The following is a 25,358-nucleotide window of genomic DNA, read 5'->3' as shown; positions in this document are numbered from 1 at the left end:
GTTATTTTACATTTTTTATATCGAAAGAATATTCATCAAGAGCATCTATTACAGAGTCATAATACTTAATCTCATCATATGCTTTAAGATATATAGCTATATCACAAAATTCTTTTAATGCGTTTAGACTATGAGATACCATTATAATATTAGATTTTTCATAACGTTCTTTAAAAATCCTCGAGCATTTTTCTTTAAATCGAGCATCGCCAACAGCTGTGACTTCATCAACTAAATAATAATCAAAATCAAATGCCATACTTAAGCCAAAACCAAGGCGTGATTTCATCCCAGATGAATAAGTTTTGATAGGCATATCAAAATAATGCCCAAGCTCAGAAAAATCTTCAACAAACTTTATTTTTGATTGTAATTCATTTTTTTTAGAATATAATCTAGCGACAAATTTAACATTTTCTCGACCAGTAAGACTGCCTTGGAATCCTCCGGAAAGGCCTACTGGCCATGATATTTTTTTATTACAAATAATATTTCCATTATCCGGCCTGTCAATTCCACCAATTATCCTTAATAAAGTTGATTTGCCAGCACCGTTACGTCCTATTAAAGCAACATTTTTGTTACTTGGGATTTTTAAATTTATATTTTTAAAAACAAAGTGTATCCCTTTCGATGTTCTATAACTTTTTGTTAAATTATCAATATGAATCATGATGTTAACATCTCTTTTTCTTTAACTTTGTATGATGCTAATGAAAAAAACAGTATTATTAGTGCACATAGTGATAAATAAGATAGACTTGCACCATCAGATTTGTAGTTGTTTAACATGGCTATTCTTGAAAGCTCCACGATATGCACTAATGGGTTCCACAATAAATATGACCAATATTCTCTAGGTATTGAATGCAATGGAAACATTATACAGGACACAAAATATAATGGTTTTAATAAAATAGGGAGCAATTTTTCAGTTTCAGGAAAAGTATTGCCAATGATCATAAATATGGTCCCTATTCCTATAGATACTAAAAAAAGTAGGAACCATGTAACTATTAATAATAACAATCGTTCGAATGAAAATTGTTCTTTAAATGTAAATAATATAATAAGCAAAATAATATATACTAATAAATAAATTAATAATTCTAAAATAGCTCGTGCAATAATAGTATCAATAGGTTTTACGGGTCTATAGTTAAATAGCCCTTGGTTTGCCTCAATTGCGTTTATAGATCTGCTTGATATATTCGAGAATATAAAGAATGGAATAATACCATTTAGCAGAAAGACCGGGAATGATATGCCAGGCATGGTTCTATGCATGATGAAACCAAATATGAAAAATAAAATCAACATATGAGAGGCAGGTTCTAGTATCGCCCATAAATATCCAAGGCGATATTTACCAAAGCGTGTTTTTAACTCTCGTAAAAAGAGAGCATGAACAGCGGCTTTCTGAACTTCAAATCCACTTCTTGCCATTTGATGATGTGATCCTAATATCTTCAGGTATGCTACCGCCCCTGGCTTAACAGCTACCAATACACTGGAGGTAATACTTATTTGTAACTGGATAAATTTCGTTCAGACGGTTCGGCCTTTTTAATAGCCGCAAACAATTTCTGCAGAAATTATTTCCGCAGAAATAATCTGTTCTATTTCCGTCTCTTTTCTTCTAATCCATTCTTCAGGCATGAATGTATTCGGTCTTCTGGTAATTTCAGAAAACTGGCCGTTTTAGAATGTGGAGTTAATTTCTCAGGAAATTATTTTTACCATTACTGTTAACTACTTGATTATAACACCTCTATGGATTTTATGCGTAACAATTCCTACAACCTGTATCAAACCAGAACGCACGCAATTGATTACCAATAAATTGTTTGCCAAGAAACTATTTCTCTATTTAAAATTCACTCATGTACTTCTTATTTACATCTACAGCACCCTCTTCACAGCCATATTTGTGATTTATATCACATTTAAATGGTGTTATTTAAGTCGCACCAATAATCCCAGAAGTAATTATTTTCGTCGATTAAAATATACACCTTGATTATTTTGTGTATTTATTTTAACCAGTGTTACAACCAGCATCATCCCTCAGTAGATATACCTGAGCAGACTTTTCTAAAAATCGACGAATAGTTTCCATGGAAATTATTATACTTACTTGAAATTCCATTTCTGATTATCTCCAGGAATTTTACTAATTTCCAAGCTACACAAAATACAGATCACACAAGAATTATCCTATATGTTTTGACCTATCAATTGCCACCTAATGATTCATTGCATCTATTAATAATCATGATGTATTGCCACACGTAAGCATATTTATAGGACGCCGGGCTGTTTCAGGAGAGAACTCGTATCTGTTGTTTTGCAGAACATTCAGTGATGAGAGGAATGGGATATTTCTTATTGCAAAAACATTCAATTCGGTGAGTGGATAAGAAGATTATACACTCACCTTTCGGGCTGAATTTCACAGGGAATTTACTGGAACACTTATCCTCTTATCAACTCCAGTCGCTGCACATTCACCATTCCTGGCTTCTCACCTGCACTGACATCAATTTGTGTCACCCGCAGCGCATACTTTTCATCCAGCGCGTTTAACCAGTTCAGCAGGTCATTAAACACCACCGGATCTATCCAGACCTGAATATTCTCCCCACGCTCGGCTATCCGCTTGATGACCACAGAATGCGCGGAAGCGCTGTCACTGATAACCCGCGATACCTGTGCAGGCGTTGTCGTGGCGGATTTTCGCGCCGCAATAATATCCGGTGCGGCGCGTTTCAGTCGGGTGTTCATCACCTCCAGTTGCTGCAACATCGTCTCCTGTTGCTCTATCCGTTCGCTCAACGGCTGCCAGATGAGGACGTAATATCCGGCGCTAAACAGGAACGCCGCCGCGGCCAGTAACATGCCCTTTTCGCGCGGCGAACGCCCCGCCAGGTGTTGTGCCAGCCAGTGTTCGCCACGGCTTAACTGGCGCTCACGCCATTGCTGAAAATAGTGAATCAATTTATCGCGTAACATGTTATTTCCTCCGCAACGTTACGCCGCCGGAAACCGCATCACCCTCTTTCTGTAACGCGTCCTGTTGCACAACATAATCTGCCGCCAGTGCGCTACGCAGTTTGTCGAAACTGGCAAAGCTCGCTGCCCGCAACTGAAGGTGGAGCGTCTGGCGTTTTTGATCAAAGGTGAAACCACGCATCTCAATGTCGGAAAGTGACGCCGATTTCAGGGTGCTGGCGATCGCTGACAACTCGGCAAGTAGCCTGGTATCGTCAGTCTGTGGGCGATATTTTTTCATCGCCATCGTCACCTGAGAGCGCAAATTCACAATCCGCTTCTGCTCCGGGAACAACGTTAAGAACTGTTTCTCTGCCTGGGCGCGGCTTTGCGCCACCTGTTCGCTGACGCTCCATAACGTCACGCCCCGTTCCACTGCCAGCGCAGCCAGAATCAGCAATACAGGCAGAACCATCACCCGCCAGCGCGCCCACTGTTTTCGGTAGCTGACGCGAGGTTGCCACTGCCCTGTCAGCAGGTTCCCTTCTGGTTCACCGCAGGTGGTAATAGCGGGCAGAGACGTGATCGTCAGGCGTCCGGCGTCTGCGCCAGCCCATGCAGATAGCTCTTCCGGTGCAATGCCGACCACGGTTAACGAAAGCGGTGATTCCTGCTCATTGAGCTGTGCGCGGAACATGACCGGAGCCAGCGCCCACCCGGCACTCCATCCCCGACATTCATCGATGCGGCAGATAACCCGTTGCGCATCGCCAGCCATAGAGCCACAAGGAATGGACATCCAGTCCGGCGCGACGGTAGCGCGGGTGATGCCGTTTGCCTGCAACCACTGCGCAATGTTGCGCATATGCTGTTGGTGAATCACTGCTACGGTTGCCAGTTGCTGGTCGATTTTCAACGGCGCAAAATGCAGTTCATCAATATCCTGGTTCAGCTCTTCTTCCAGTAAGGCGGGCAGAATAGTCGGTATCTGCTTACGGGGAACATCAGGCAGTTCAACCTGCCAGATGCTGATCCATTCGCCGGGAATGTAGAGCCGAATCGTATCAGTTTGCAGCCATTGCTGAAGCTGTTCGTCGGCAATGTCAGGCCAGATGCCGTGCTCCACGTCGGCGGAACGGCGCTGCCAACGAATGGAGTCAGAGGCGCAAAGCGGGAAAAAAATCTCAAGCATGGAACTCACTCACTTTCTCCTGTCTGATGCCAGAGAACCGAAAAGTGTTGTGGCCCCATGCGGACAATTAACGAATTCATCGTCAGTTCAATCTCATTCACGGTGATATCTGAACGCAGCCAGAAGTAGTTGCTGTCCACGCTCAGGACGGTTTTTAGCTGTTTTTTTGTACGCTCATCGACGTCAGCGAGTAGCGGCTGTGCAAGAAACTGATCGACATCTTCCCAGCCCTTCGCCGGACGTTGTTGTAATAATGCTCGCGCCTGAACAGGGCTTAACCACGGGTCGAACAGCGCCTCAAGAATCACGCTTTGCGCGACCTCTAAGGTGTTGATGTTGATTTGTTGGTGGGTCATCGGTAGCGCACAGACCAGCGGTTTGAGTTTTTGATAAAGTCCGGCGTCCATTCCCTGCACCACACGCATTTCGCTGATATCCGCCAGCGGTTGATTCGCGGCGTAGAACGGCACCGAGCGGGCGAGATACTCACTGTCTTCACGACCCAGCCGCGTTTGCACGCTGCGATCTTCGTCAATAAACTCCCACAGACTTTCGGCTATCAGCTCAGCCCGATAAGCAGGCACATCGAGACGCGTGATCAAGGCAATCAACTGTTGCACCGCAAGCGGACGCGTCGCCGTCGTCGACTGTGCGAGAGCATTCAGATTAAAGCAGGCCTGTGCGTCACGCAGGGTGACGGCAATTTGCCCCTGCGGCAGTGGGAAAAAACGGGGGCCGGAAGCCCACGGCTGTGCCAGATACACGCGTTGTTCATTTTTCAGGCTCAGGCTGAGCGCGCTCAGCGCCAGGCTTTCTGCACTGGCGCTGTACCACAGTGCCTGCTGGTACTCCTGCTGGCTGCGCGTTCGCCCAAGTTGTTGCTGCATCCGCCCGGAAAGTGTGATGGTTACCAGCATTATGACCGCCAGCAATACCAGCACCACGATCAGTGCCATTCCGCGTTTTGGTGGTGAGGTGATCATGATAATTGCGGCCCACGTAACAACCAGATGCGTTCAATCTCGCCCCATTGCGGCGAATGCAGAGTCATGCGCACCGCCACAGGGAGCGCCTGCCCTGACGACCAACTCGCCTGCCAGCGCGTGCCGTCGTAGAACTGCAAACGGAGCGAATCTGCCGGAATTAATTTTTGCGTTGTTGGCTTCACGCTGCCCGCTGCATCGGTCAGCGGCCAGGCTAACCGTTCAAGGTAACCGTCATGAATGCGGTAACCGACAGTGAGCAGATTACTGCGCGGCAGGCGCATCAACGGATTAACCACGCCGCCACGCACAAAGCGCATCCCTTCACTCTCAGACGCCAGCACGCCTGCGCCCGCCAGTAACGCCGGTTCCCTCTGGCCCTGCTCGCCTCTTACCAGACGCGGCATCATTTGGGTCAGATCATGGGTCAGAAAACTCATCGTTTGCTGCATGAGGTTGAGTTTTTGATCGTGCTCCGCGACGGCGCTATTCACGCGCGTGACACCGTTTGTCACCTGCTGCGCCATCAATGCCAGTGAGGCAAAAATGGCAATTGCCACCAGCATTTCCAGTAACGTAAAACCAGGGCGAATCCTTTTCACTGTTGGCCTCCCACGGCGCTAAACCAGGCGCGCCGTGACTGAACCACCGGCGAAAAGTCTTCGTGAAGGCTGACTTCAATATCCACCGCCTGGAGCAACGCGTTGCCTGTATTCAGTGGGATCGTTCGCCAGTACCAGCGGTTTCCTGCCATATCGCTCTCGCCCTGATGCCTGACCGCCCGCTGTTCGCGGGTCATCAGGTAGAGCAGTGCGATCTGGTTTTCGGCCACCCAGCCAGCTACCGTTTTCTCCTCAAGAACCTGCTGATTGTTTAGCGCGCCGCTGGCGATCTGTAATACCGCCGTGGCAGCCAGCGCAAAAATCGCCAGTGCGATCATCACTTCCAGCAACGTAAATCCGCGCTTCATGGCATCCTCTCATCACATTGACTGAGAGATAACGCGCCATCGTGCGCCAGTTTCACCGCCTGGCATTCGTTTTGCGCCGCAGAATAAAAGCGCAGCGTAAACGGTGTGGCAGGTTCAAAAGGCGAGAAGCGGATTTGCGGTGTCTTCTTTTTCGCCTCTTTTTGCAGCTCCAGTTCAATATCATGCAGCGTCAGGCGACGACGTTGCAGCTCCAGCGCATACTCCTTCTGCCAGATATCACTTCCGGGTTGTAACAGCATCTGCACCTGTTTCGGCACAGTAACCTGTGCCGATAACCGGGGCGCGGAAACGGGCAACCACTGCCCCTGGCGACGCTGCATAAACTGGTAGCCGGGCGGGTCGATTAGCACACCGAGTGTTTGCCCTTCGATCACTGCCTTGTCCTTAAACTGCGCAAAGCGAGTCAGAAAATCCTGCGCCGCTTTTTTCGCAGGCGATTCAGAATCGGTCGCAAAAGTCTGTACCACGCCTGCACTGGCAAGGCCGATCAGGAAAATCACCAGCATGATTTCCAGAAGAGTGAATCCGCGTCCAGGCACTGATTACTGAAACTCCTGTAAATTCCAGTTACCGATATCTGCGGCAGCCCCTTCTCCGTTTTCCTGACCATCCGCCCCTAAGGTGTAAACATCAAACATCCCTTTTTCACCCGGGCTGAGATACTGATAATCATTGCCCCACGGATCTTTTGGTAGCCGTTTAATGTACCCACCGGTACGGTAGTTGCGGGAATCTGCCATATTGGCCGGTTGCTGGATCAGCGCCTCAAGCCCCTGCTCGGTGGTTGGATAACGCCCGTTATCCAGCCGGTACATGTCCAGCGCGTTTTCCAGCGCCACGATATCGCTGATGGCTTTTTGCCTGTCCGCTTTCTCTTTGTTGCCCAGCAGGTTAGGCACCACCAGACTTGCCAGGACGCCAAGAATAACAATCACCACCATCACTTCCAGTAGGGTAAAACCTGCCCGTGGTTTTTGCGCGCGGGATAACGAATTCATGTGATAACTCCGTAAATTACATTCCAACCATATTGTTCAGTTGCAGCATCGGCTCGAGGATGGCGATGACGATAAACAGCACCACGCCCGCCATCATCACCACCAGCGCCGGTTCAAACAGCCCTAACGCCAGCCCCACCTGGGTATCAAACTCCCGTTCCTGGTTGACCGCGGCCTGTTCAAGCATGGTTTCCAGCTCGCCGCTCTGTTCACCAGAGGCGATCATGTACAACATCATCGGCGGGAACAGGCGCAGATCCGCCAGCGCGGCGCGCAGACTGCTTCCTTCGCGGACGCGATCTGCCGCCAGTAGCAGTTGCTGCTCGACATAGCGATTTGCCGACACGGCGGCAGCGGTCTGAATGCCTTCCAGCAGCGGAACACTGCTGGCGGTGAGGATGCTTAAAGTGCGGGAAAAACGCGCCGTATTCAGCCCGCGAGCAACCCGCCCCGTCACGGGCAAGCGCAGCAAAGTTTTATCCCAGCGCAGCCGCATAGTCGGCTTTTTGAGTAGCCGTTGCCCCAGCACCAGAAGCCCCAGCAATCCCGCCAGCCAATAAACGCCGCTGGCTTGTAAGGCGTCGCTCATGGCGATAAGGGTGCGGGTGGAGGCGGGCAGCGCGTGTCCGAGGTGATCGAACTGTTCGATAATTTTCGGCACCACCGCCGTCAGCAAAATAGTGACCACACCCGTTGCCACCACCAACAGCACCAGCGGGTAGAGCATGGCCTGCAGCAGTCGTGATTTCAGGCGCTGGCGCTGTTCGGTGTAATCCGCCAGGCGATTGAGCACCACATCGAGATGCCCGGATTTTTCTCCGGCAGCCACCATCGAACAAAACAGGGAATCAAAGACGCGGGGATGTTCGCGCAGGCTGTCCGACAGGGTGTACCCCTCCTGAATCCGGCTGCGCAGCGCCATTCCCAGACTTTTCACATGCAGTTTTTCGCTTTGCTCACTGACCGCCTGTAAGCAGGTTTCCAGCGGCATTGCTGCCTGAACCAACGTTGCCAGTTGGCGGGTGAACAGCGCCAGATCTGCCGCCGCCACACGACGATGTGCGTGCCGCCGACGCTGCAACATTCCCCCTGACGAAGCATTCAGCCGGGCTTCAATGTGCACGGGAATGAGGTCTTTAGCGCGCAACAACTGGCGGGCATGACGCGCGGAATCCGCCTCAATCATGCCTTTGGTTTTGCGGCCATTACGCTGTAGTGCCTGATAGTAAAACAGTGCCATTACGCCTCCATCGTTACCCGCAGCACTTCATCGAGAGAGGTTTCTCCGGCGAGTACTTTCTCAATGCCGTTGCTGCGGATACCCGCAGAGTGTTGCCGGACATAACGTTCCAGCTCCAGTTCCCCGGCCTGACGGTGGATCAAATCACGCAATGTGGCGTCCACCACGATCAGCTCATGGATGGCGGTGCGCCCACGAAAACCTTTGTGATTACAGGCGGGGCAGCCCTGCGGATGGTACAGAGTGACGGTTCGCGCATCGGTAATCCCCAACAGGCGTTTTTCTTCGTCAGTGGCAGGTGCGGGCTGGCGGCAGTCGGGGCACAGCGTGCGAACCAGTCGCTGCGCCATCACGCCCGTCAGACTGGAAGAGAGCAGGAAAGGCTCTACGCCCATATCCTGCAAACGCGTGATTGCCCCCACCGCCGTGTTGGTATGCAACGTGGAAAGAACCAGGTGCCCCGTAAGCGACGCCTGAACGGCGATTTCTGCGGTTTCGGTATCGCGGATCTCACCGACCATCACTACATCCGGGTCCTGACGCAAAATCGCACGCAGGCCACGGGCGAAGGTCATGCCGACACGGGTGTTGACCTGCGTCTGACCAATCCCTTCAATCATGTATTCGATGGGGTCTTCAACCGTGAGAATGTTGCGCGAGTGGTTGTTCAGCTCCTGCAATCCGGCGTACAGCGTGGTGCTTTTGCCAGAACCCGTCGGCCCCGTCACCAGAAAGATGCCGTGCGGTTTGTGCAGTAGCTGGCGCAACTGCGCGGTCAGTTCATGACTCAGCCCCAGACGCTCCAGCGTCAGGCGAGCCTGGTTTTTGTCCAGCAGTCGCAGCACCACGCGTTCACCCCAGGCAGAAGGCATGGTGGAGACACGCACGTCAATCGCCCGACCGCCCAGCAACAGCGCAATACGCCCATCCTGCGGCACGCGCTTTTCGGCAATGTCCAGCCGCGCCATCACCTTGATACGCGACACCAGCAGCGAGGCCAGTTTGCGCCCGGGACGCAGCATTTCATGTAGCGTTCCGTCTACACGAAAACGGATCACCAGACTCTTTTCAAACGTCTCAATGTGGATATCCGAAGCGCCTTCTTTAATTGCCTCTGCCAGCATGGCGTTGATCAGCTTGATGATCGGCGCATCGTCGTCACTTTCCAGCAAATCTTCCGTTTCTGGCAGCTCTTCTGCGAGGGTAAAGAAGTCCTCGGCAGAACCGAGATCTTCCATCAACTGGCGAGCTTCGGAAGAGTCCCGCTGCCAGACCGCATTCAGCCGCTGTTCAAATTCGGCCTCGTCGATTTGCCGCAGCGTAAAGGGCGCGTTCAGCCCCCGTTGCAGCTCCTGCAAAACAGAGAGCGACAACGGATGAACATGGAGGATCTCCAGCGACGCTTCGCACCATGCCACCAGGCTAAACCGACGGCTGAAACTGTAGGGCAGACGCACGGTGTTAGCGGAGGTTTCCTGTGCTACAGGCACCATTAACGCATTCTCCCGGCATTGAGGAACGCACGAACTTCCGGCGGTAAGGCCTGGTTTTGCGCTGGTAGTACCGGCTGCGCAGTGTTCGGCATCAGGCTTAAGCCTTGCTCATCGCGATAGATCTGCTCGGCGCGCATATAGTTATATTTGCGCTGCGAAACGCCGTCTGCCGCCATACCGTCACGCAGAATGGTCGGGCGGATAAACACCATCAGATTACGTTTTTCTTTTTTATCTGCCGTGGACTTAAACAGGTTGCCAATCAACGGGATATCGCCCAGCAACGGCACTTTCGCCACGCTTTCTCCCGCCTGGTCGTCCATCAGACCGCCAAGTACAATCAGCTCGCCATCGTTAGCCAGCACGGTGGTTTTCAGTTTGCGCTCACCAAACACGACGTCGAGGCTGGTCTGCCCTTCCACCTTCGAGACTTCCTGCTCAATCACCATCTGTACCGCGTTACCTTCGTTAATCTGCGGCGTGACTTTCAGCATGATGCCGACTTTTTTCCTTTCTACCGTGTTGAAAGGATTACTGTTATTGGAGCCAACGGTAGAACCGGTTAATACCGGAACGTCCTGACCCACCATGAAGAAGGCTTCCTGGTTGTCCAGCGTGGTGATGCTCGGCGTAGAAAGGACGTTAGAGCTGGAGTCGTTTTTGACCGCCTGCACCAGCGCCATCCAGTCGCCTTTCACCACGCCAACCGCCGTACCGCTAAAGCCGGAAAGTAGCTGGGCGAGCGTGGAGAGATCGCCGTTGGTGTCCGGGTTAATGGTGGTGGCACCGTTTTCGCTGATCACCGTGGAGCCTTTCTGCGGCTTCGCTGCAGAAATCGCCGCCCCTAGCGTGCCGATAGGGATCTGCGTGCCGTTGGCAAACTGCATTAATCCGGCATCTTTCGACGCCCACTGCACGCCGAAGTTGATATTGCTGCCTTCGGCAACCTCCACGATCAACGCCTCGACATGCACCTGAGCACGGCGGATATCCAGTTGTTCAATCACGCTTTGCAGCGACTGCATGATGTCCTGCGGCGCGGTCACAATCAGGGCATTACTGTGTTTGCTGGCGGCAATAGAAACAACCTCACGTCCGCTACTGACCGTGCCTTCCGCCTCTTCTTTAGCGGCGGTGAGCGTGCCGCTGACCTGTTTCAGAACATCGACCAGATCTTCCGCTTTGCTGTATTTGAGATAGAACACCTGGCTGTTGCCGCTGCGTTCCATTTCTGAGTCCAGGCGACGGATCAGACGGCGCATTTTGTCTCGCGTAGCGGGATCGCCGCTGACAATGACGCTGTTAGTGCGTTCATCAGCAACAATCTGTGATTTCAGCGTTGCTGGTTGGTTCTCGCCGCTGTTTTTGGTCAAGCTTTCCAGCACGCGGGCAATTTCCGAGGCCGAGGCGTTATCCAGCGGGATCACCTCTTCGGTGCGGTTTCCCGCATGATCCACGCGCTGAATCACTTCCGTCAGCCGTTCCACAACCGAGGCGCGTCCGGTAAGCATAATCACGTTGGAGGGATCGTAATTAACGACGTTGCCAGAACCCGCGCTGTCGATCATCTGGCGCAGAATCGGTGCCAGTTCGCGTACAGACACATTACGTACCGGCACCACTTTAGTGACCATTTCATCGCCCGCGTAGTTATCGTTACCTTCACCGACCAGCGGCAACGGCTCGACTTTTGCGGCGCTGGATTTCACCACCTTCAGCACGTCGTTTTCCATCGGCACGACGGCATACCCCTGCGCTTCCAGCAGGTTAAGGAATAGCTGGTAATACTGGCGTTCATTGAGCGGGGTCATAGTACGAATACTCACTTTCCCCTGAACGCCCGGCCCCATAATGATGGTTTTATTGAGGTTAGCGCCGACGGTTTCGATAAACGATTTCAGGTCGGTATCTTTAAAATTGGCGGTAAAAGTGGCTTCTTCCGCCCAAACTGGTGAACTGCATAATGCCGCTGCCAGCATCAGCGGCAGTAAACGCTTTTTTGTTTTGAGGCCAGTTGTCTTCTTACGCCAGATCGACAACGTAATATCACGCCAAAACACGATGAATGATTCTCCTGGATTAAATGCGGTTAGCGCAGCGCGATGGAAATGTCGTAGCGCGCACCCTTGCGTAAAACCGTGAGTTGAATGGAATCCATTGAAGGTAACTGCCGCATCAGAGCAATCATTGCTCGTGGATCAGTGAAATCCTGCTGATTTAACGCAATGGCGATATCGCCTTCCTTGAAACCGCTGGCATCGAACAGAGAACGATCTGCCCCCGGTTTCACTGCATAACCGACAATCCCCTCCTTACGCACAGGCGTAAGCTGGATATAGTTAAAAATTTTCTGCGGGTCTTTCGCCAGTGCCTGGCGCACGGCAGCCGGGATCTCAACTGGCGTGCTGGCGGCAGGTTCAGCGGCTGTTTGCTTTGCTTCGTCACTGACGGTTTTTTCATTGGTCACGGCAACGGTGGAACGCTCCTCTTCTGCCAGACTCAGGCGCTCCATTTTTCCCTGATAACGCAGCACCACATGATCGCGATAAATCTCTTCGATCACCGCGTTGTGAGAGTCAAGCCGTTCGCCCAGCAAATAGACCTGCTGTTTGCCGCCTTCTTCAATAACCGCGCCGGGTCTGGCACCAAAGGCGATCCCGCGCAGTACCACGTTAAGACGTGTTTCTGCCACCGGAGCCGGTTCGGGTTGTTTTACCAGTGCAGCAACGGGCTGATATTTGCCAAACCAGTTTTGCTGGCTGATTAATTGCACGTCTTTTTTATCGAACGTTTTTACATCCGCACGGGTCGATTTATTCACCGATGGGGAAATCGCCGTATATTCCGCAGAAAAGGAGATATAGCGCCAGAGTGAATGCGCCATTTTTGCAGAAATAATAAGCAACATCAGCCAGAACATCCCGCGTGCAATTTTGCGCAGATGCTCTTTGTCTGTATTAAGAGATTGTCCCTGGCTAAGAGTGTAACGAATTTTAGTCAGCCATTGATTGAGATAATTTCGTGCGTCACGAAAAACAACCCGCGCCAATTTATATATACCCGACGTTATGCTTTGACTATTCCACAGGTGGTACGATCCAGTTTCCGCTGATACTGGTTGCCTGTGCGTGTATCATTAATCGTTATGCTGTAATTAATCCCCTCAGTGATCATTAATTTCACCGTTGGGTCAGCGCACATTTGTCGTTGATAGCTGGTTAAAAACGCGTCCGGCGTTTGCGTGGTTTGAGCACCCGCTTCGCTGATAATGGTCATTTTTACCGTCGTGCCGCTACTTTGCGCCAGCACTAAGGTATATCCCGCAGATTTAATCGGCAGGTTTTGGCTGATATTTTGCGCCTGTTTTTTCGCCAGTAAACTGGCGTTTTCATTATGACTTGCGCAGCCACTTAATAATCCTGTAACGCTTAACAATAGCGATATTAATACCCTCCCTGGCATTTGTTTTATCGACATAGTAAATAATCTCTAAGGTTATTAATGAGAGTAAAAATGTCACTTCGATAATGACGTGGTTATCATTAAAACAATGCCTGTAGATAAAGTGTTGCTATACCGCCCAGACTTAAACACGGTCCAAAAGGCAGCGTCGTTGATCCTTTTTTTGTAATAACGGCATATATCAGCCCGCAGCATGATGCAATTAAAGCAACATGGGGTAGCGACAATGCCCCCACCCAGCCACCTAAAGCGGCGAAGAGTAATACATCGCCCATGCCTAATGCTTCTTTACGCAGAATTATTCCGGCCAGCCAGCGAAGGGAGTAAAAAGTGACAAACCCCACCAGTACGCCGGTGACTGCGTCTTGTAACGTTAGCGGACTCTGCTGTGCCCATGCCGCAATCAGCCCCGTCCACAATACTCCCTGAGTAAAGACATCGGGCAGCCATTGATTATCGAGGTCGATGATACTCGCGGCAATCAGCCAGGCGGATAATATCATCACCGCCAGCCCCCATCCACTTTCCGGCCAGACCAGACTTGCCAACAAAAAAGCGAGTGCCGTCAATAACTCCACCAGCGGATAACGCTTGCTGATTTTCGTCTGACAATCACGGCAGCGCCCTTTGAGCATCAGCCAGGAGAGCAGCGGAATGTTGTCACGAACGCGGATGGTCTGCTGACAATGCGGACAATGCGAGCGTGGCAGCGCCAGGCTTATTTTTAGCTGCGTGCTCGGCGTTTCACCGTGAAACTCCGCCATTTGTTGGCGAAGCATGATGGGGTAACGCCAGATCACCACATTCAAAAAACTGCCGATGATTAATCCTCCGACGGTTGCCAGGACAGGTATCGCAGCAGGATATTGCTGAAAAACATCAAAAAGCATGGTTAAAGGTTATTTGTTGTAACTTGCCGGATGCGGCGTGAACGCCTTATCCGGCCTACAGGTGTCTGCCAACGCAAATAATCGCGGCTTCTTCCCTCCAGGCCCGATAAGCTGGCGCATCGGGCATATATGTTGACCCGGTGCGCCTTATTTCATGCCGGATGCGGCGTGAACGCCTTATCCGGCCTACAGGCTTATTCGGCTGGCATCGAATACTCGGTAACCTTATTAATGGTTTCCGGCCCTTTTTCCGGTTTCGACAGGTGCATCGCCGCGAGCGTGTTGTAAGCCGACTGGCTCACGCCGCCTTCGAAGCTCATCTCACTTGCCCCCGGAAGCTGGTAAGCATTTGCGCCCGGATTCCATTTCTTAAAGAATTCCGAAAGATCCGCCTGAGCGACCCAGGATGCACACAGCATCAGCGTGTCAGCAGCGTTACCGTTTGACTCAGCACAGTAATTTCTGCCGCCAAACTTGTCATTGCTGACATCATCGCCGCGCGCTTTACGGTGCATCAACTGGAACAGGTTCCAGCCCTTCATCCCTTTACGATCGCTGTAGAACTTAGGCAGCTCACCATCTGGATACCACTGTTTGATATCAAAGTTTTCCTCTGCCCACTCCTTCAACTGTGCGTACATCAGCAGACGGTCACCCGCACCGCCGCGCGCCCAGGCCTGACCGTTGCTCTCGTCCAGATATTCCGGCGCGACGGTAATGTCGTCAGCGACACGGTTCATCTTACCGAGATAGCGATCCTGCATGTACAGCGCCAGCACGTTGTTCGCCACTTCAGTTGCACCCGGTACGTTCAGCGGTGTTTCTGCAGCGTTATGACCGACTTCGTGCCAGATCAACCAGTCGTTCAGCGGCGTCGTCGGCAGCGTGGTGCTGTTCGTCGAGAAGCTGCTGTTCATTACCGGATAACCCGAGTGCGCATCACCGATGGAGATCTGCACATCGTTGGCGAAACGATGCTTGTGACCTGTCAATGCTTTATAGGTAAACATCCGGTGGTTACCACTTTCGCCATCACGACCGTAGAAGTCATTCATCGAGCTGGCAAAGGTATCCAGTTCCTCTGCGAATTGTTTCAGGTCACCCTTGTAATTGCTGGCGTTCAGGTTGCTCTTCGGTGCGGTGTAGACGAAAGAATCTGACTCCAACTCGCCCAACGGCGCAGGAGATTTCAGATCGTTTTTCCATGCGCCGTCTTTATAGAACGGTGCTTTTACCACACCAGTAAAGGTGAAGCTGGCAGATTTATTATTCTCCTTGCTGTCGCCCTTGATATAAATCAGACCACCATAAGGAGCCGTAAACTTCACCGTACCATTAGCCTCCAGAGTATACGTTTTAGTCACTCTCGGCGGACGGTTCAGCGCAACTTCATGCTTTTCACGTCCGGTCAGGTCGTCAGCCAGCGCCACGGTGACAGTCACAGGAACGTCCGCTGTAGACTCAATGGTGACCTCTTTCTGAGCCGGAGCCCACAGGCCGGTTGATTGCATGTTACCTGCAAACCATTTAGTCGGATTCGAGTACAGGCTGATGGTTTCCGTAACATTCTCACCCTCTGCCGATACTGCTCCCGGATACTTCTCAACATCAACTTTGATGTTCAGATCCCACCAGGAACGCCCCAGCATCAGACGCGTCAGCGGTTTTTCCATATAGTTGAGCGGATAGCTCGGGTTCATCATGCCCGCTTTGGTAGTATTATCTCCGTAGATCATGTTGTTATCGACCAGCGATTTCTTCAGTTCCGCGGAGCACTCGGTGCCGCCCTCGTAAGCATTGTTGGCGTAGCAGTTCAGGAACTCGGTGAACGTTTTAAAACCCAGCTCGTCATTTTTGCCTTCTTCATAACGATAAGCCGTGTCGTTCCACAGCCAGACCGACATGTTCTGGTACAGACGTTCCAGATCGACGCTGTTCAGACGTTCGCCTTTACTGCCTTTAGTACGGAAATAAAGCTCATGTTGATACAGGCGCTGAATGTTGGTGCCTAAATCCGCAGCCTGCACCATCGCTTTCGCAGTGTCGGCGTCAAGATTCAGTTGCGTATACTGCGGAACATACATTGTCCCCGTCACAGGAACACCCGTACCAGGACGATATTCCAGGCAGTTGACCTCATAGTGATAGTCAGGATCCTTACACTCTTCCAGCCCAGGGAACGCATCCAGAATTCTCTTCTTCGCCGCAGCCAGCAACTCAGGCGTTTTGTAGTCGGCTTCATCAATAAACGCGTATTGAGTTACTTGTTCACCATCAACCTCTTCTTGCCAACTGGCAACTTCCAGCTTCGGTTTCTTATCAGGTTTGTTATCAATCTGATATTTCCAGGTAACTTCGCCTGTCTCAGAATTAATGGTGTACGGCAGCGCACCTTCCACAACCGGATAACGTTCATAAACCCAAATGCCATTCGCTCGGCGCTGGCGTACGCGATCCGGATAACCCTGCGGATCGTTGTTCACCACCGATTTGTTCAGAGCCATTGACAGACCCGCGGCATCCAGCAGACGCACAAAGCCAGACGCGCTCTCTTCCTTAAGATTGCTCATCACGTTTTCCATGATCAGCACTGATCCGCCTTTGTTCAGATAGGCGATCAGATCGGTCACATCCTGCTGAGTCAGCTTCGGTTTGCTGGTATCTGCACGCAGAGGCACTGCATAGGGATCGCCAGACCACTGAGTCACATATTCAAAACCGTTGAGGATCAGCAACGGAACTTCTTCCGGATTCAGATCGCCATAGCTGGTCAAATGTTTAACAGAAATACCTGCAAAATCCGGATGGAAGCCAAATGGAGCACTGTTCCCAGTGACCTGGCCATGACGTTTGAAATAAACGTTTTCCAGGTTCGTACCCACGGTCATTGTGCTCTTGGTATTCGGCTGCCAGATGTCGTTTGACAGGTAGCGCAGTACGTTCTGCATGAAGTGCTTCATGTCATCTGAATCACCGCTGAGCGTACACTCACCTTTATCATTGACACCACCGGCCCAACTGTAACCATTAGGGCAACGCAAAATGCTGTTGTAGTGCGGGTTACCGATAACCATCAGCTTGCCATCACCGACTTGCCCCAGCGAAATAAACGGCAGGTTGAAGGTCGCGGTATCGCGCGTCACGTTTTCCGGCACAACAAGAGAAGGCGCTTCAGTAATGTACGCCAGCTCGTTTTTATCCCAGGCGCGTTTTTCACCAAAGGCCAGCCAGTAGTTTTTATCATTACGCGCCATCAGAATCGGGAAGGCCGCGTTGGAGATATTCACCACCGCCTGACCGCGCGCATTACCGGTGCTGCCATAGAAGTTGGTGGAGTCATGGAATACATGGAACTTGCTGACAGATTGGTAGTTCGTATCCACACCCCACAGTTTGTTGATAACGCCCTGAATCTGACCGTCATTAACATTGCGTGTCGTCAGCGAGAACCAGCGAGCAGAGTTGCAATTGTTGGTTTTGCCACAAATCGCAGTATCGATCTCTTTGGCCTGCCCCATTTCAAACTGCTCGATAAATTCGTTTGGCAGCACAACGGTTTGATCGCCTTCATCCAGCGTCGCGCCATTGGATAACGAGAGATTGATAATCTCGTTAATCACGTTGGGATATTCAGCAAAGACCTTGCGTACATCGTCCGGAACAACACGGGTATTATTTTGCCCGGTCGTCGAATAGCGATGAATCAGTTGATCGACATTCGCGCCGCGAACTTCATCACCCAGTTCAGTCAGCGCAATGGTCGACTTGTTGCCGCGTACTGAGCCAAGTTCAAAGGTATCGATACCAAAGGAGATGGTTTCGCCCCAGCTAAAGGAAAATTCACCATTTTCCCCTGTCACACCACGGCCTGAATTGGTGTAGTAGTCAACACCAGCAACACCATATCCCTGGCTATCCACCAGGCGGCCTTCGGAGAGAATAATTTCAGTAGGTTGATACTGATAAAACTGTTCCGCATTAGCTGACACAAATTTGGCGTTCAGATCCGGCGTTGTTCCCTCTGTCGTGACGGGCACGACCGGTGAGGTATGGGTGGATGGCGCTTTATCGGTCGCGACATTGTTTTCCACTTCCTCATTTACCAGCTTTTTGAATTCTTCCGGTGCCAGATCGATTTGCTTATACAGTTTTTCAAAGCGTGCGCGATCGACCACTGACGAGAAGGTCAGACAAAGTTGTTCTGCATCTGCCGGGCAACTGTCGCTGGAAGTTAACAGAGAGATAGCATTGGTTTTCTCATTTTCAGAATCCGCCAGCTCCTGCGCGTCCTCGAGGCTAAACGACACTTTGTCAACCGCACGCAGGCTACGCGCAGCTTCTGACTGGGTGTTGAAAGTTGCAATGGTCGTACTACCAACCACACAACTCACGGTGTTGCCAGGTGTAAAAGTAAAGCCATCGCTGGATTCACCATTACAGGTAGCACCAGTTACCCGCTGGCTTCCGCCCAGGGTCAGATAACCCGTTTTCGTGGGAACAGGTTCTGGCTCTGGTTCTGGTGTCGGCTCAGGATCAGGTGTTGGATCCGGCGTAGGTTCTGGGTCCGGCGTCGGCTCAGGCGTCGGCTCCGGGTTTGGTGTTGGATCAGGTTTCACTTCCGGCAAAGACCCTGTTCCAGAATCTACAGGCGGAGTATCGGAGGACGAGCCTGAACCACCGCCATCACAACCGGCTAACAGGGTTGCGCTTAAAATAGCCGCTAAAAGCGATTTCTTATATTTAAATTTCTTATTCATTAATAACGCAAGTGACAAAACAAAGTTAAAAAATTCGTAACTGTGGAAATAGTTTTATGTTTTACCTTCTCTAAAAATGACCTCCATTCTTAAGAAATCTGCATTATTGATAACGAAATAGATAAAATTTATAGGAATATCCCCTATACGATGTCAGAGGGGTGATTTATAAAAATTTTTAACAAACAAAAAAGTAACAATTATTCACAATATTACTATCTCAAGTCATTGATAGTTTTAACGATTGCGATTGCAAAAGCAACAGATAGCACGCTACTTGCTCATCAAGCGAACACAATTAATACAGCTTGTTTTGCGTGGTAAAAAAACACAGATTTTCACGCCATTAATTATTTACCGGGTTATCTAATCATCAAACATTATTGATCTGATGATAATAAATAGAGAAATGATCTTGCTATTGTTTAGCCGGAATAACGAAACAGATATGAAAAAAGCCGGATGATATTTACAGCCATCCGGCTCTATTGAATTACGAAACCAACATTCCGGTAAACACATATGCCTGCAGCAGCGTGATAATGCCAATAACGCTGGCAAAGATCAGACTGTGCTTCACGGTGTAACGGAACAATTCAGATTCTCTGCCCACCATGCCCGTCGCGGCGCAGGCCACGGCGATAGATTGCGGGGAGATCATCTTGCCGGTCACGCCGCCGCTGGTATTTGCTGCCACCAGCAGAGTGTCCGAGACGTTGATTTGCTGCGCGGTGGTTGATTGCAGTGAACCAAACAGGGCGTTCGAGGATGTGTCAGAGCCGGTAAGAAATACCCCCAGCCAACCAAGGAACGGCGAGAAGAACGGGAACATCACGCCAGTACCCGCCAGTACCAGCGCCAGCGTAGTGGACATGCCGGAATAGTTGGTCACGAAGGCAAATGCCAGCACCATGCCAATCGACAATATCGGCCACTTCAGGCTAATTAGCGTTTCTGCGAAAACGCCAATACCTTTCTTGATCCCGACACCAAGAATGAAGATAGAGATAATTGCCGCGATAAAAATCGCAGTTCCGCCAGCGGAGAGTGGATCAAATTTAAACACCGCATCCATTGGCGTCGGTTGGGCGACAATGGGTGCCGCTTTCAGTACCTGTTGATGCAAATGGGGGATCTGGAAGTTAATCACCAGCGAATAAAACGCGCCGCCCGGAGCGAATAACGCTTTAAACGGCTTCATGGTCCAGATGGTGACCAGCACCGTTAAGATTAAAAACGGTGACCACGCACGAATGATTTGCCCAAGGCTGTATTCTGACGGTACTGGGCCGCCAGAAGACGGTTTATTCACCACCATCGCACCTGCGGATTGCCCCATGCTGATTGCCGTTTCGGTATTTTTCGGCCGCCAGACTTTGAGGAATAAAGAGAGTGAGACGATACTCACCAGCGCCGAAGTAATATCCGGCAGTTCCGGGCCAATGTAGTTAGAGGTAAAGAACTGGGTAACTGCGAAGCTACCACCCGCCACCAGCGCCGCTGGCCATGTCTCTTTCACCCCTTTCCAGCCGTCCATCATCGCCACCAGCCAGAACGGCACCAGTACCGACAGGAACGGCAACTGACGTCCCGCCATTGCGCCAATGTCGAACGGATCGATGCCAGTCACCTGACCGGCAACCAGAATAGGCACGCCCAACGCACCAAACGCCACCGGCGCGGTGTTGGCAATCAGACACAGCCCCGCCGCGTATAACGGTTTAAAGCCCAGTCCCACCAGCAGCGCGCCAGTAATCGCCACCGGCGCGCCAAAGCCCGCAGCTCCTTCTAACAGTGCGCCAAAAGAGAAGCCAATCAGCAACACCTGCAAACGTTGATCGTCGGTGATGGAGATAACCGAGCTGCGGATAATATCAAACTGGCCGCTGGCAACGGTTAATTTATAGAGGAATACAGCCGCGACAATAATCCAGGCGATTGGCCATAAACCATAAATAAAACCATATCCCGCAGCAGCAAATGCCATATCAATCGGCATTTTAAAGGCGAATATCGCAATCAATATCGATAATATAAGGGTTATTGCTCCGGCGACATGCCCTTTCAGACGTAATATCGCAAGCGCAACGAAGAAGAATATTATCGGGATCAGGGCAACCAGAGCGGATAGCCCCAGCCCTCCCATCGGCATATACATTTGGGTCCAGGTAACCATATTGTTCAGTCTCTTATTATCTTTATATGCTTGATATGCTTAAGGTTGTAATAAGCAAAAGAGGACTGAACTGTAAAATATAGGCGTTATACTTTACAGCAACAGCACGCCGCTAACGCAATTGCTACCTCAGGCATAACAAGTATATCGGGTAAGGGGTTCTGTTCCGCACCCGCAGGCGCAGAGTATCGTTAAGATGTCCATATTGTTGTTTTAACCCGCTAATGATGCGCTACGGGTATTTAATTTTATTAAACCCTGATAATCGCTCCGGTTATTTCCGGGATAAATGTACTACCGCAGTAACTATAATAGCCCCAGCGGTAAAACTTGCCGGGGCTTTTGCTATTGCTATTAATGACTTTCTTTTTCGCGTAAACGCCAGGCATGTAATAACGGTTCGGTATAACCGTTTGGCTGTTTCACACCGAGGAAGATTAAATCGCTGGCGGCTTTAAACGCACACGAGTTAGCAAAATTCCCCACCATCGGACGATACGCCGGATCGCCAGCGTTTTGCTGATCAACCACTTTCGCCATATTCTCCAGCGACGCCTGCACCTGTTCTTTGGTCAGAATACCGCGACGTAACCAGTTGGCGATATGTTGGCTGGAGATGCGCAGCGTTGCACGGTCTTCCATCAGCGCCACGTTGTGGATATCCGGCACTTTTGAACAACCAATCCCCTGCTCTACCCAACGCACCACATAACCCAGAATCCCCTGCACGTTGTTATCCAGCTCTTGTTGGATCTCTTGTGCCGACCAGTTTGCGTTTTCAGCAACCGGAATGGTCAGCAGATCGTCCAGCAGAGGCTCAAATTCTGCATTGAACTCTGTGTTGGCAATGTTGGCTTGCACGCTCTGTACGTTGGTTTGGTGATAGTGCAACGCATGCAACGTGGCTGCGGTCGGTGACGGAACCCAGGCCGTGTTCGCCCCGGCACGTAACTGATCGCCCTTTTGGCTGTACATGTCTGCCATCAGATCTGGCATTGCCCACATCCCTTTACCGATTTGCGCTTTACCGCGCAGCCCACAAAACAGGCCGGAAAGCACGTTATTGCGCTCGTAGGCTTTGATCCACGGTGTCGATTTCATCTGGTTTTTACGCAACATCGGGCCCGCTTCCATCACCGAATGCATCTCATCACCAGTACGGTCGAGGAAGCCGGTGTTGATGAACGCCACGCGGTTGCGTGCCTGCGCGATACAACTACGCAAGTTCAGCGAGGTCCGGCGTTCTTCATCCATAATGCCCATTTTCAGGGTATTTGGTTCCATACCAAGCATGGTCTCAACGCGGGTAAACAGTTTGTTGGCAAACGCCACTTCCTGCGGACCGTGCATTTTCGGTTTCACAATATAGACGCTGCCAGTACGCGAGTTTTTCTGCACTTTTAAGTCGTAGAGGGCAATCGCACCTGTCATGACGCCATCAAGAATACCTTCCGGAATTTCATTGCCTTCGCTGTCCCAAATTACGGGGATAGTCATCAAATGCCCCACGTTGCGGATAAACAGCAGCGAGCGCCCGTGCAAAGAAATTTCAGAACCATCGGCGGCGGTGTACTGACGATCGTCATTCAGTTTACGCACGATTTGCCGACCGTTTTTCTCCATTTTCTCTTGCAGAGTGCCCTGCATCAGCCCCAACAGATTGCGGTACAGCAGGATTTTATCTTCAGCATCAACCGCAGCGACCGAGTCTTCACAATCGAGAATGGTACTGATGGCGGCTTCGACGATAACGTCGTTGATATGCGCCGGATCGTCTTTGCCAATCCGTCCGTTGGCATCGATTTGCAGTTCGATATGCAGACCGTTATTTTTCAGCAAAATGCAGGTCGGTGCAGCAGCATCGCCACGGTAGCCGACAAACTGCGCCGGGGTACGTAACGTGGTTTCTGAGCCATTTTTCAACAGAATACGTAATTGTTTGTCGACCACCTTAAACGCCGCCACATCCTGATAGCTGCCGTTTTCCAGCGGTAGTGATTCATCGAGGAAGCGGCGAACCCAGGCGATAACCTGCGCACCACGCTGCGGATCGTAGCCGCTGACCATCGCCCCTTCCTGCGGGATGATGTCGCTGCCGTATAGCGCATCGTACAGTGAACCCCAGCGAGCGTTCGCCGCATTCAACGCGTAGCGGGCGTTCATTGCCGGAACCACCAGTTGCGGCCCCGCCTGGCTGGTGATTTCGCTGTCGATGCCGGTGGTTTCCACCGTCACATGGCCCGGTTGCGGCACCAGGTAGCCCAGTTCACGCAGGAAAGATTTATAGGCTGCTTTATCTTTTACCGGCCCCGGATTGCGGCGATGCCATTCGTCGAGCGCCGCCTGAATGCGATCGCGCTCTGCCAGTAACTGACGATTCTCTGGCGACAGATCGTGAACAATATCATCAAAATTGTGCCAGAACGCCGCAGAGTCCAGCCCTGTTCCGGGTAAAACTTCTTCATCAACAAAACGTTTAAAGTTGGCGTCAATGCGTAAACGGCCCTGGGTTATGGTTTCACTCATTGTTAATCTCCTCGTTTTCGCTTATTTCGCCAATACCGCTGCTGCCGCTTTCGCGACCTGCGCATCCTGTGCCCCGGTTAAACCAGACACACCCACAGCGCCAATAATCTGCCCATCAACAACAACCGGTACGCCGCCTTCCAGCGACGTCAGTAACGGTGCCGTCACAAACGCCGTACGTCCGTTGTTCACCATCTCTTCATAGCCCTTAGTTTCGCGGCGCCCCAGCGCGGCGGTACGCGCTTTCTCCTGGGAGATGTAGGCCGCAATCGGCGCGCAATCATCCATACGACTTAACGCCAGCAGATGACCGCCGTCATCGGCAACAGCAATGGAAACGGACCAGTTATTTTTCTGCGCCTCTTCCTGACCTGCGGCAATAATTGCACTCGCCATTTGCTGGCTAAGAATGACTTTAGTTTTCATTTTGTTATTCCTTTTCAAGGGCTTGTTCTACAATTTCAATCCAGTGACGCACAGAGGTACGACCGGCGCTCGCCAGATGCGTCTGGCAACCAATGTTGGCGGTAACGATCATTTCCGGTTTGCCGCTTTCCAGCGCATTCATTTTGTTATCCCGCAACTGGCGCGCCAGATCGGGATGCGTTAACGCATAAGTTCCCGCCGAACCGCAGCACAGATGGCTGTCGGGAACGTCGGTTAAGGTAAATCCCAGCCGCAGTAACACTTTTTCTACTTCGCCATTCAGTTTTTGCGCATGTTGCAGGGTACACGGACAGTGGAAGGCCAGTTTTTTATCGCCGCGAATCGCCAGCTTTTCCAGCGGCTCCTCACGCAAAAGCTCGACTAAATCAACCGCCAGTTCGCTGACCTGACGCGCTTTATCGGCATACAACGCATCGTTTTTCAGCATCTGCCCATACTCTTTAACGAATGCCCCACAGCCGCTGGCGGTTTGCAAAATTGCCTCGGCGCCTGCTTCAATCGCCGGCCACCAGGCATCAATATTATTTCGCGCGCGCGCTAACCCTTTCTCTTGCGCATTAAGATGATAGTCCACCGCGCCACAACAGCCTGCTTCGTTAGCTGGCATGACGCTGATCCCCAGACGATCCAGCACCCGCGCGGTTGCCGCGTTGGTGTTGGGCGAAAGCGTAGGCTGGACGCAACCTTCCAGCATTAAAACCCGACGCTTATGACGCAACGGCGGACGCGGTTTGGCTTTCACGATCCCGGCGGGGAGTTTTGCTCTAATCTGCTCTGGCAAAAACGGTCGTAGCACCAGGCCTACTTGCGTCAGCGCACGGAAGACCGCCGGACGCGGCACTACCTGACGCAGCCCTTCGCGTAGCATTCGATCCGGCAGTGGACGTTTCACTTTTTGCTCGACGATATCACGCCCGATATCCAACAGAGTGTGATAGCGCACACCAGAAGGACAGGTGGTTTCACAGTTGCGGCACGTGAGACAGCGATCGAGATGCTCCTGCGTTTTAAGTGTAACTTCGTTACCTTCCAGCACCTGTTTAATCAGATAGATGCGCCCACGCGGCCCGTCCAGTTCATCACCCAGGAGCTGATAGGTCGGGCAGGTTGCGGTACAAAATCCGCAGTGCACACAGGCGCGCAGAATGCTGTCAGCTTCCAGCGCCCGCGTATTCTGGCGCATCTCTTCGGTTAACCGGGTTTGCATAGTCT

At 51.2% G+C, this 25,358-nt stretch carries 20 protein-coding genes; all 20 read right to left on the bottom strand.

Features of this window, described 5'->3' with window-relative positions:
* Position 1: 1 nt before the first annotated feature.
* The 20 genes from BEA93_RS00680 to glcF all read right to left on the bottom strand — a co-directional run bounded on the left by BEA93_RS00680 (position 2) and on the right by glcF (position 25,353).
* A complete protein-coding gene (locus tag BEA93_RS00680; RefSeq protein ID WP_016249196.1) occupies positions 2–673 on the bottom strand; it encodes an ABC transporter ATP-binding protein in 672 nt (223 codons plus the stop codon).
* A complete protein-coding gene (locus BEA93_RS00675; RefSeq protein WP_016249197.1) occupies positions 670–1,446 on the bottom strand; it encodes an ABC transporter permease in 777 nt (258 codons plus the stop codon). Before BEA93_RS00675 ends, BEA93_RS00680 begins: the two co-directional genes overlap by 4 nt.
* A gap of 1,029 nt (positions 1,447–2,475) precedes the next feature.
* Positions 2,476–3,012, bottom strand: a complete 537-nt coding sequence (gene yghD / locus BEA93_RS00670; protein WP_105224372.1) for a GspM family type II secretion system protein YghD — start codon at positions 3,010–3,012, stop codon at positions 2,476–2,478.
* 1 nt (position 3,013) lies between these two features.
* Positions 3,014–4,192, bottom strand: coding sequence for a type II secretion system protein GspL (gene gspL / locus BEA93_RS00665; RefSeq protein ID WP_105267604.1), 1,179 nt, complete (start codon positions 4,190–4,192; stop codon positions 3,014–3,016).
* Positions 4,189–5,166 carry a type II secretion system minor pseudopilin GspK gene (gene gspK / locus BEA93_RS00660; RefSeq protein ID WP_105224374.1) on the bottom strand — a complete coding sequence of 326 codons (978 nt, stop codon included), beginning with the start codon at positions 5,164–5,166 and terminating at the stop codon, positions 4,189–4,191. The genes gspL and gspK overlap by 4 nt, the downstream gene beginning before the upstream one ends.
* On the bottom strand, positions 5,163–5,768 hold the full coding sequence (gene gspJ / locus BEA93_RS00655) for a type II secretion system minor pseudopilin GspJ (RefSeq protein ID WP_061091037.1): 606 nt from the start codon (positions 5,766–5,768) through the stop codon (positions 5,163–5,165). Before gspJ ends, gspK begins: the two co-directional genes overlap by 4 nt.
* The gene (gene gspI / locus BEA93_RS00650) at positions 5,765–6,136 is read right to left on the bottom strand and encodes a type II secretion system minor pseudopilin GspI (protein ID WP_000820075.1); all 372 of its coding nucleotides are present in this window, start codon (positions 6,134–6,136) and stop codon (positions 5,765–5,767) included. The genes gspJ and gspI overlap by 4 nt, the downstream gene beginning before the upstream one ends.
* A complete protein-coding gene (gene gspH, locus BEA93_RS00645) occupies positions 6,133–6,696 on the bottom strand; it encodes a type II secretion system minor pseudopilin GspH (protein ID WP_001517082.1) in 564 nt (187 codons plus the stop codon). The genes gspI and gspH overlap by 4 nt, the downstream gene beginning before the upstream one ends.
* 3 nt (positions 6,697–6,699) lie before the next feature.
* Positions 6,700–7,155: a type II secretion system major pseudopilin GspG gene (gspG, locus tag BEA93_RS00640; protein ID WP_001087280.1), complete on the bottom strand. Its 456-nt coding sequence runs from the start codon at positions 7,153–7,155 to the stop codon at positions 6,700–6,702.
* A gap of 16 nt (positions 7,156–7,171) precedes the next feature.
* Positions 7,172–8,395: a type II secretion system inner membrane protein GspF gene (gspF, locus tag BEA93_RS00635; RefSeq protein ID WP_016262541.1), complete on the bottom strand. Its 1,224-nt coding sequence runs from the start codon at positions 8,393–8,395 to the stop codon at positions 7,172–7,174.
* Positions 8,395–9,888: a type II secretion system ATPase GspE gene (gspE, locus tag BEA93_RS00630; RefSeq protein WP_000249315.1), complete on the bottom strand. Its 1,494-nt coding sequence runs from the start codon at positions 9,886–9,888 to the stop codon at positions 8,395–8,397. Before gspE ends, gspF begins: the two co-directional genes overlap by 1 nt.
* On the bottom strand, positions 9,888–11,948 hold the full coding sequence (gene gspD / locus BEA93_RS00625) for a type II secretion system secretin GspD (protein ID WP_105224376.1): 2,061 nt from the start codon (positions 11,946–11,948) through the stop codon (positions 9,888–9,890). The genes gspE and gspD overlap by 1 nt, the downstream gene beginning before the upstream one ends.
* Before the next feature lie 29 nt (positions 11,949–11,977).
* The gene (gspC, locus tag BEA93_RS00620; RefSeq protein WP_105224377.1) at positions 11,978–12,937 is read right to left on the bottom strand and encodes a type II secretion system protein GspC; all 960 of its coding nucleotides are present in this window, start codon (positions 12,935–12,937) and stop codon (positions 11,978–11,980) included.
* Between the two features lie 17 nt (positions 12,938–12,954).
* Positions 12,955–13,365 (bottom strand): type II secretion system pilot lipoprotein GspS-beta, encoded by a 411-nt coding sequence (gene gspS2 / locus BEA93_RS00615; RefSeq protein WP_001309757.1) that lies wholly within the window; start codon positions 13,363–13,365, stop codon positions 12,955–12,957.
* Between the two features lie 65 nt (positions 13,366–13,430).
* Positions 13,431–14,240: a prepilin peptidase PppA gene (pppA, locus tag BEA93_RS00610; RefSeq protein ID WP_085449272.1), complete on the bottom strand. Its 810-nt coding sequence runs from the start codon at positions 14,238–14,240 to the stop codon at positions 13,431–13,433.
* A 194-nt stretch (positions 14,241–14,434) separates the two neighbouring features.
* On the bottom strand, positions 14,435–18,997 hold the full coding sequence (sslE, locus tag BEA93_RS00600) for a lipoprotein metalloprotease SslE (RefSeq protein ID WP_105224378.1): 4,563 nt from the start codon (positions 18,995–18,997) through the stop codon (positions 14,435–14,437).
* 493 nt (positions 18,998–19,490) lie between these two features.
* Positions 19,491–21,173 (bottom strand): glycolate permease GlcA, encoded by a 1,683-nt coding sequence (gene glcA / locus BEA93_RS00590; RefSeq protein ID WP_000259271.1) that lies wholly within the window; start codon positions 21,171–21,173, stop codon positions 19,491–19,493.
* A 354-nt stretch (positions 21,174–21,527) separates the two neighbouring features.
* Positions 21,528–23,699 (bottom strand): malate synthase G, encoded by a 2,172-nt coding sequence (gene glcB, locus BEA93_RS00585; protein WP_105224379.1) that lies wholly within the window; start codon positions 23,697–23,699, stop codon positions 21,528–21,530.
* Between the two features lie 21 nt (positions 23,700–23,720).
* A complete protein-coding gene (locus tag BEA93_RS00580; protein ID WP_000853256.1) occupies positions 23,721–24,125 on the bottom strand; it encodes a GlcG family protein in 405 nt (134 codons plus the stop codon).
* Between the two features lie 4 nt (positions 24,126–24,129).
* Positions 24,130–25,353 carry a glycolate oxidase subunit GlcF gene (gene glcF, locus BEA93_RS00575; RefSeq protein WP_085449275.1) on the bottom strand — a complete coding sequence of 408 codons (1,224 nt, stop codon included), beginning with the start codon at positions 25,351–25,353 and terminating at the stop codon, positions 24,130–24,132.
* Between the last annotated feature and the right edge of the window lie 5 nt (positions 25,354–25,358).

This window comes from Escherichia sp. MOD1-EC5950 (assembly GCF_002965345.1).
Classification (GTDB): Bacteria; Pseudomonadota; Gammaproteobacteria; order Enterobacterales; family Enterobacteriaceae; genus Escherichia; species Escherichia marmotae.
The sequence above is the reverse complement of the archived record's forward strand: the minus strand, read 5'-3'. Positions and strand labels throughout refer to the sequence as shown.

Excerpts from the sequence above, each read along its gene's own strand:
- gspK (WP_105224374.1), bottom strand. The coding sequence starts at position 5,166 with ATGATCACCTCACCACCAAAACGCGGAATGGCACTGATCGTGGTGCTG.
- gspI (WP_000820075.1), bottom strand. The coding sequence starts at position 6,136 with ATGAAGCGCGGATTTACGTTGCTGGAAGTGATGATCGCACTGGCGATT.
- gspF (WP_016262541.1), bottom strand. The coding sequence starts at position 8,395 with ATGGCACTGTTTTACTATCAGGCACTACAGCGTAATGGCCGCAAAACC.
- gspG (WP_001087280.1), bottom strand. The coding sequence starts at position 7,155 with ATGAATTCGTTATCCCGCGCGCAAAAACCACGGGCAGGTTTTACCCTA.
- sslE (WP_105224378.1), bottom strand. The coding sequence starts at position 18,997 with ATGAATAAGAAATTTAAATATAAGAAATCGCTTTTAGCGGCTATTTTA.
- gspE (WP_000249315.1), bottom strand. The coding sequence starts at position 9,888 with ATGGTGCCTGTAGCACAGGAAACCTCCGCTAACACCGTGCGTCTGCCC.
- glcB (WP_105224379.1), bottom strand. The coding sequence starts at position 23,699 with ATGAGTGAAACCATAACCCAGGGCCGTTTACGCATTGACGCCAACTTT.
- pppA (WP_085449272.1), bottom strand. The coding sequence starts at position 14,240 with ATGCTTTTTGATGTTTTTCAGCAATATCCTGCTGCGATACCTGTCCTG.
- glcA (WP_000259271.1), bottom strand. The coding sequence starts at position 21,173 with ATGGTTACCTGGACCCAAATGTATATGCCGATGGGAGGGCTGGGGCTA.
- glcF (WP_085449275.1), bottom strand. The coding sequence starts at position 25,353 with ATGCAAACCCGGTTAACCGAAGAGATGCGCCAGAATACGCGGGCGCTG.
- BEA93_RS00675 (WP_016249197.1), bottom strand. The coding sequence starts at position 1,446 with ATGGCAAGAAGTGGATTTGAAGTTCAGAAAGCCGCTGTTCATGCTCTC.
- yghD (WP_105224372.1), bottom strand. The coding sequence starts at position 3,012 with ATGTTACGCGATAAATTGATTCACTATTTTCAGCAATGGCGTGAGCGC.
- gspS2 (WP_001309757.1), bottom strand. The coding sequence starts at position 13,365 with ATGTCGATAAAACAAATGCCAGGGAGGGTATTAATATCGCTATTGTTA.
- BEA93_RS00680 (WP_016249196.1), bottom strand. The coding sequence starts at position 673 with ATGATTCATATTGATAATTTAACAAAAAGTTATAGAACATCGAAAGGG.
- BEA93_RS00580 (WP_000853256.1), bottom strand. The coding sequence starts at position 24,125 with ATGAAAACTAAAGTCATTCTTAGCCAGCAAATGGCGAGTGCAATTATT.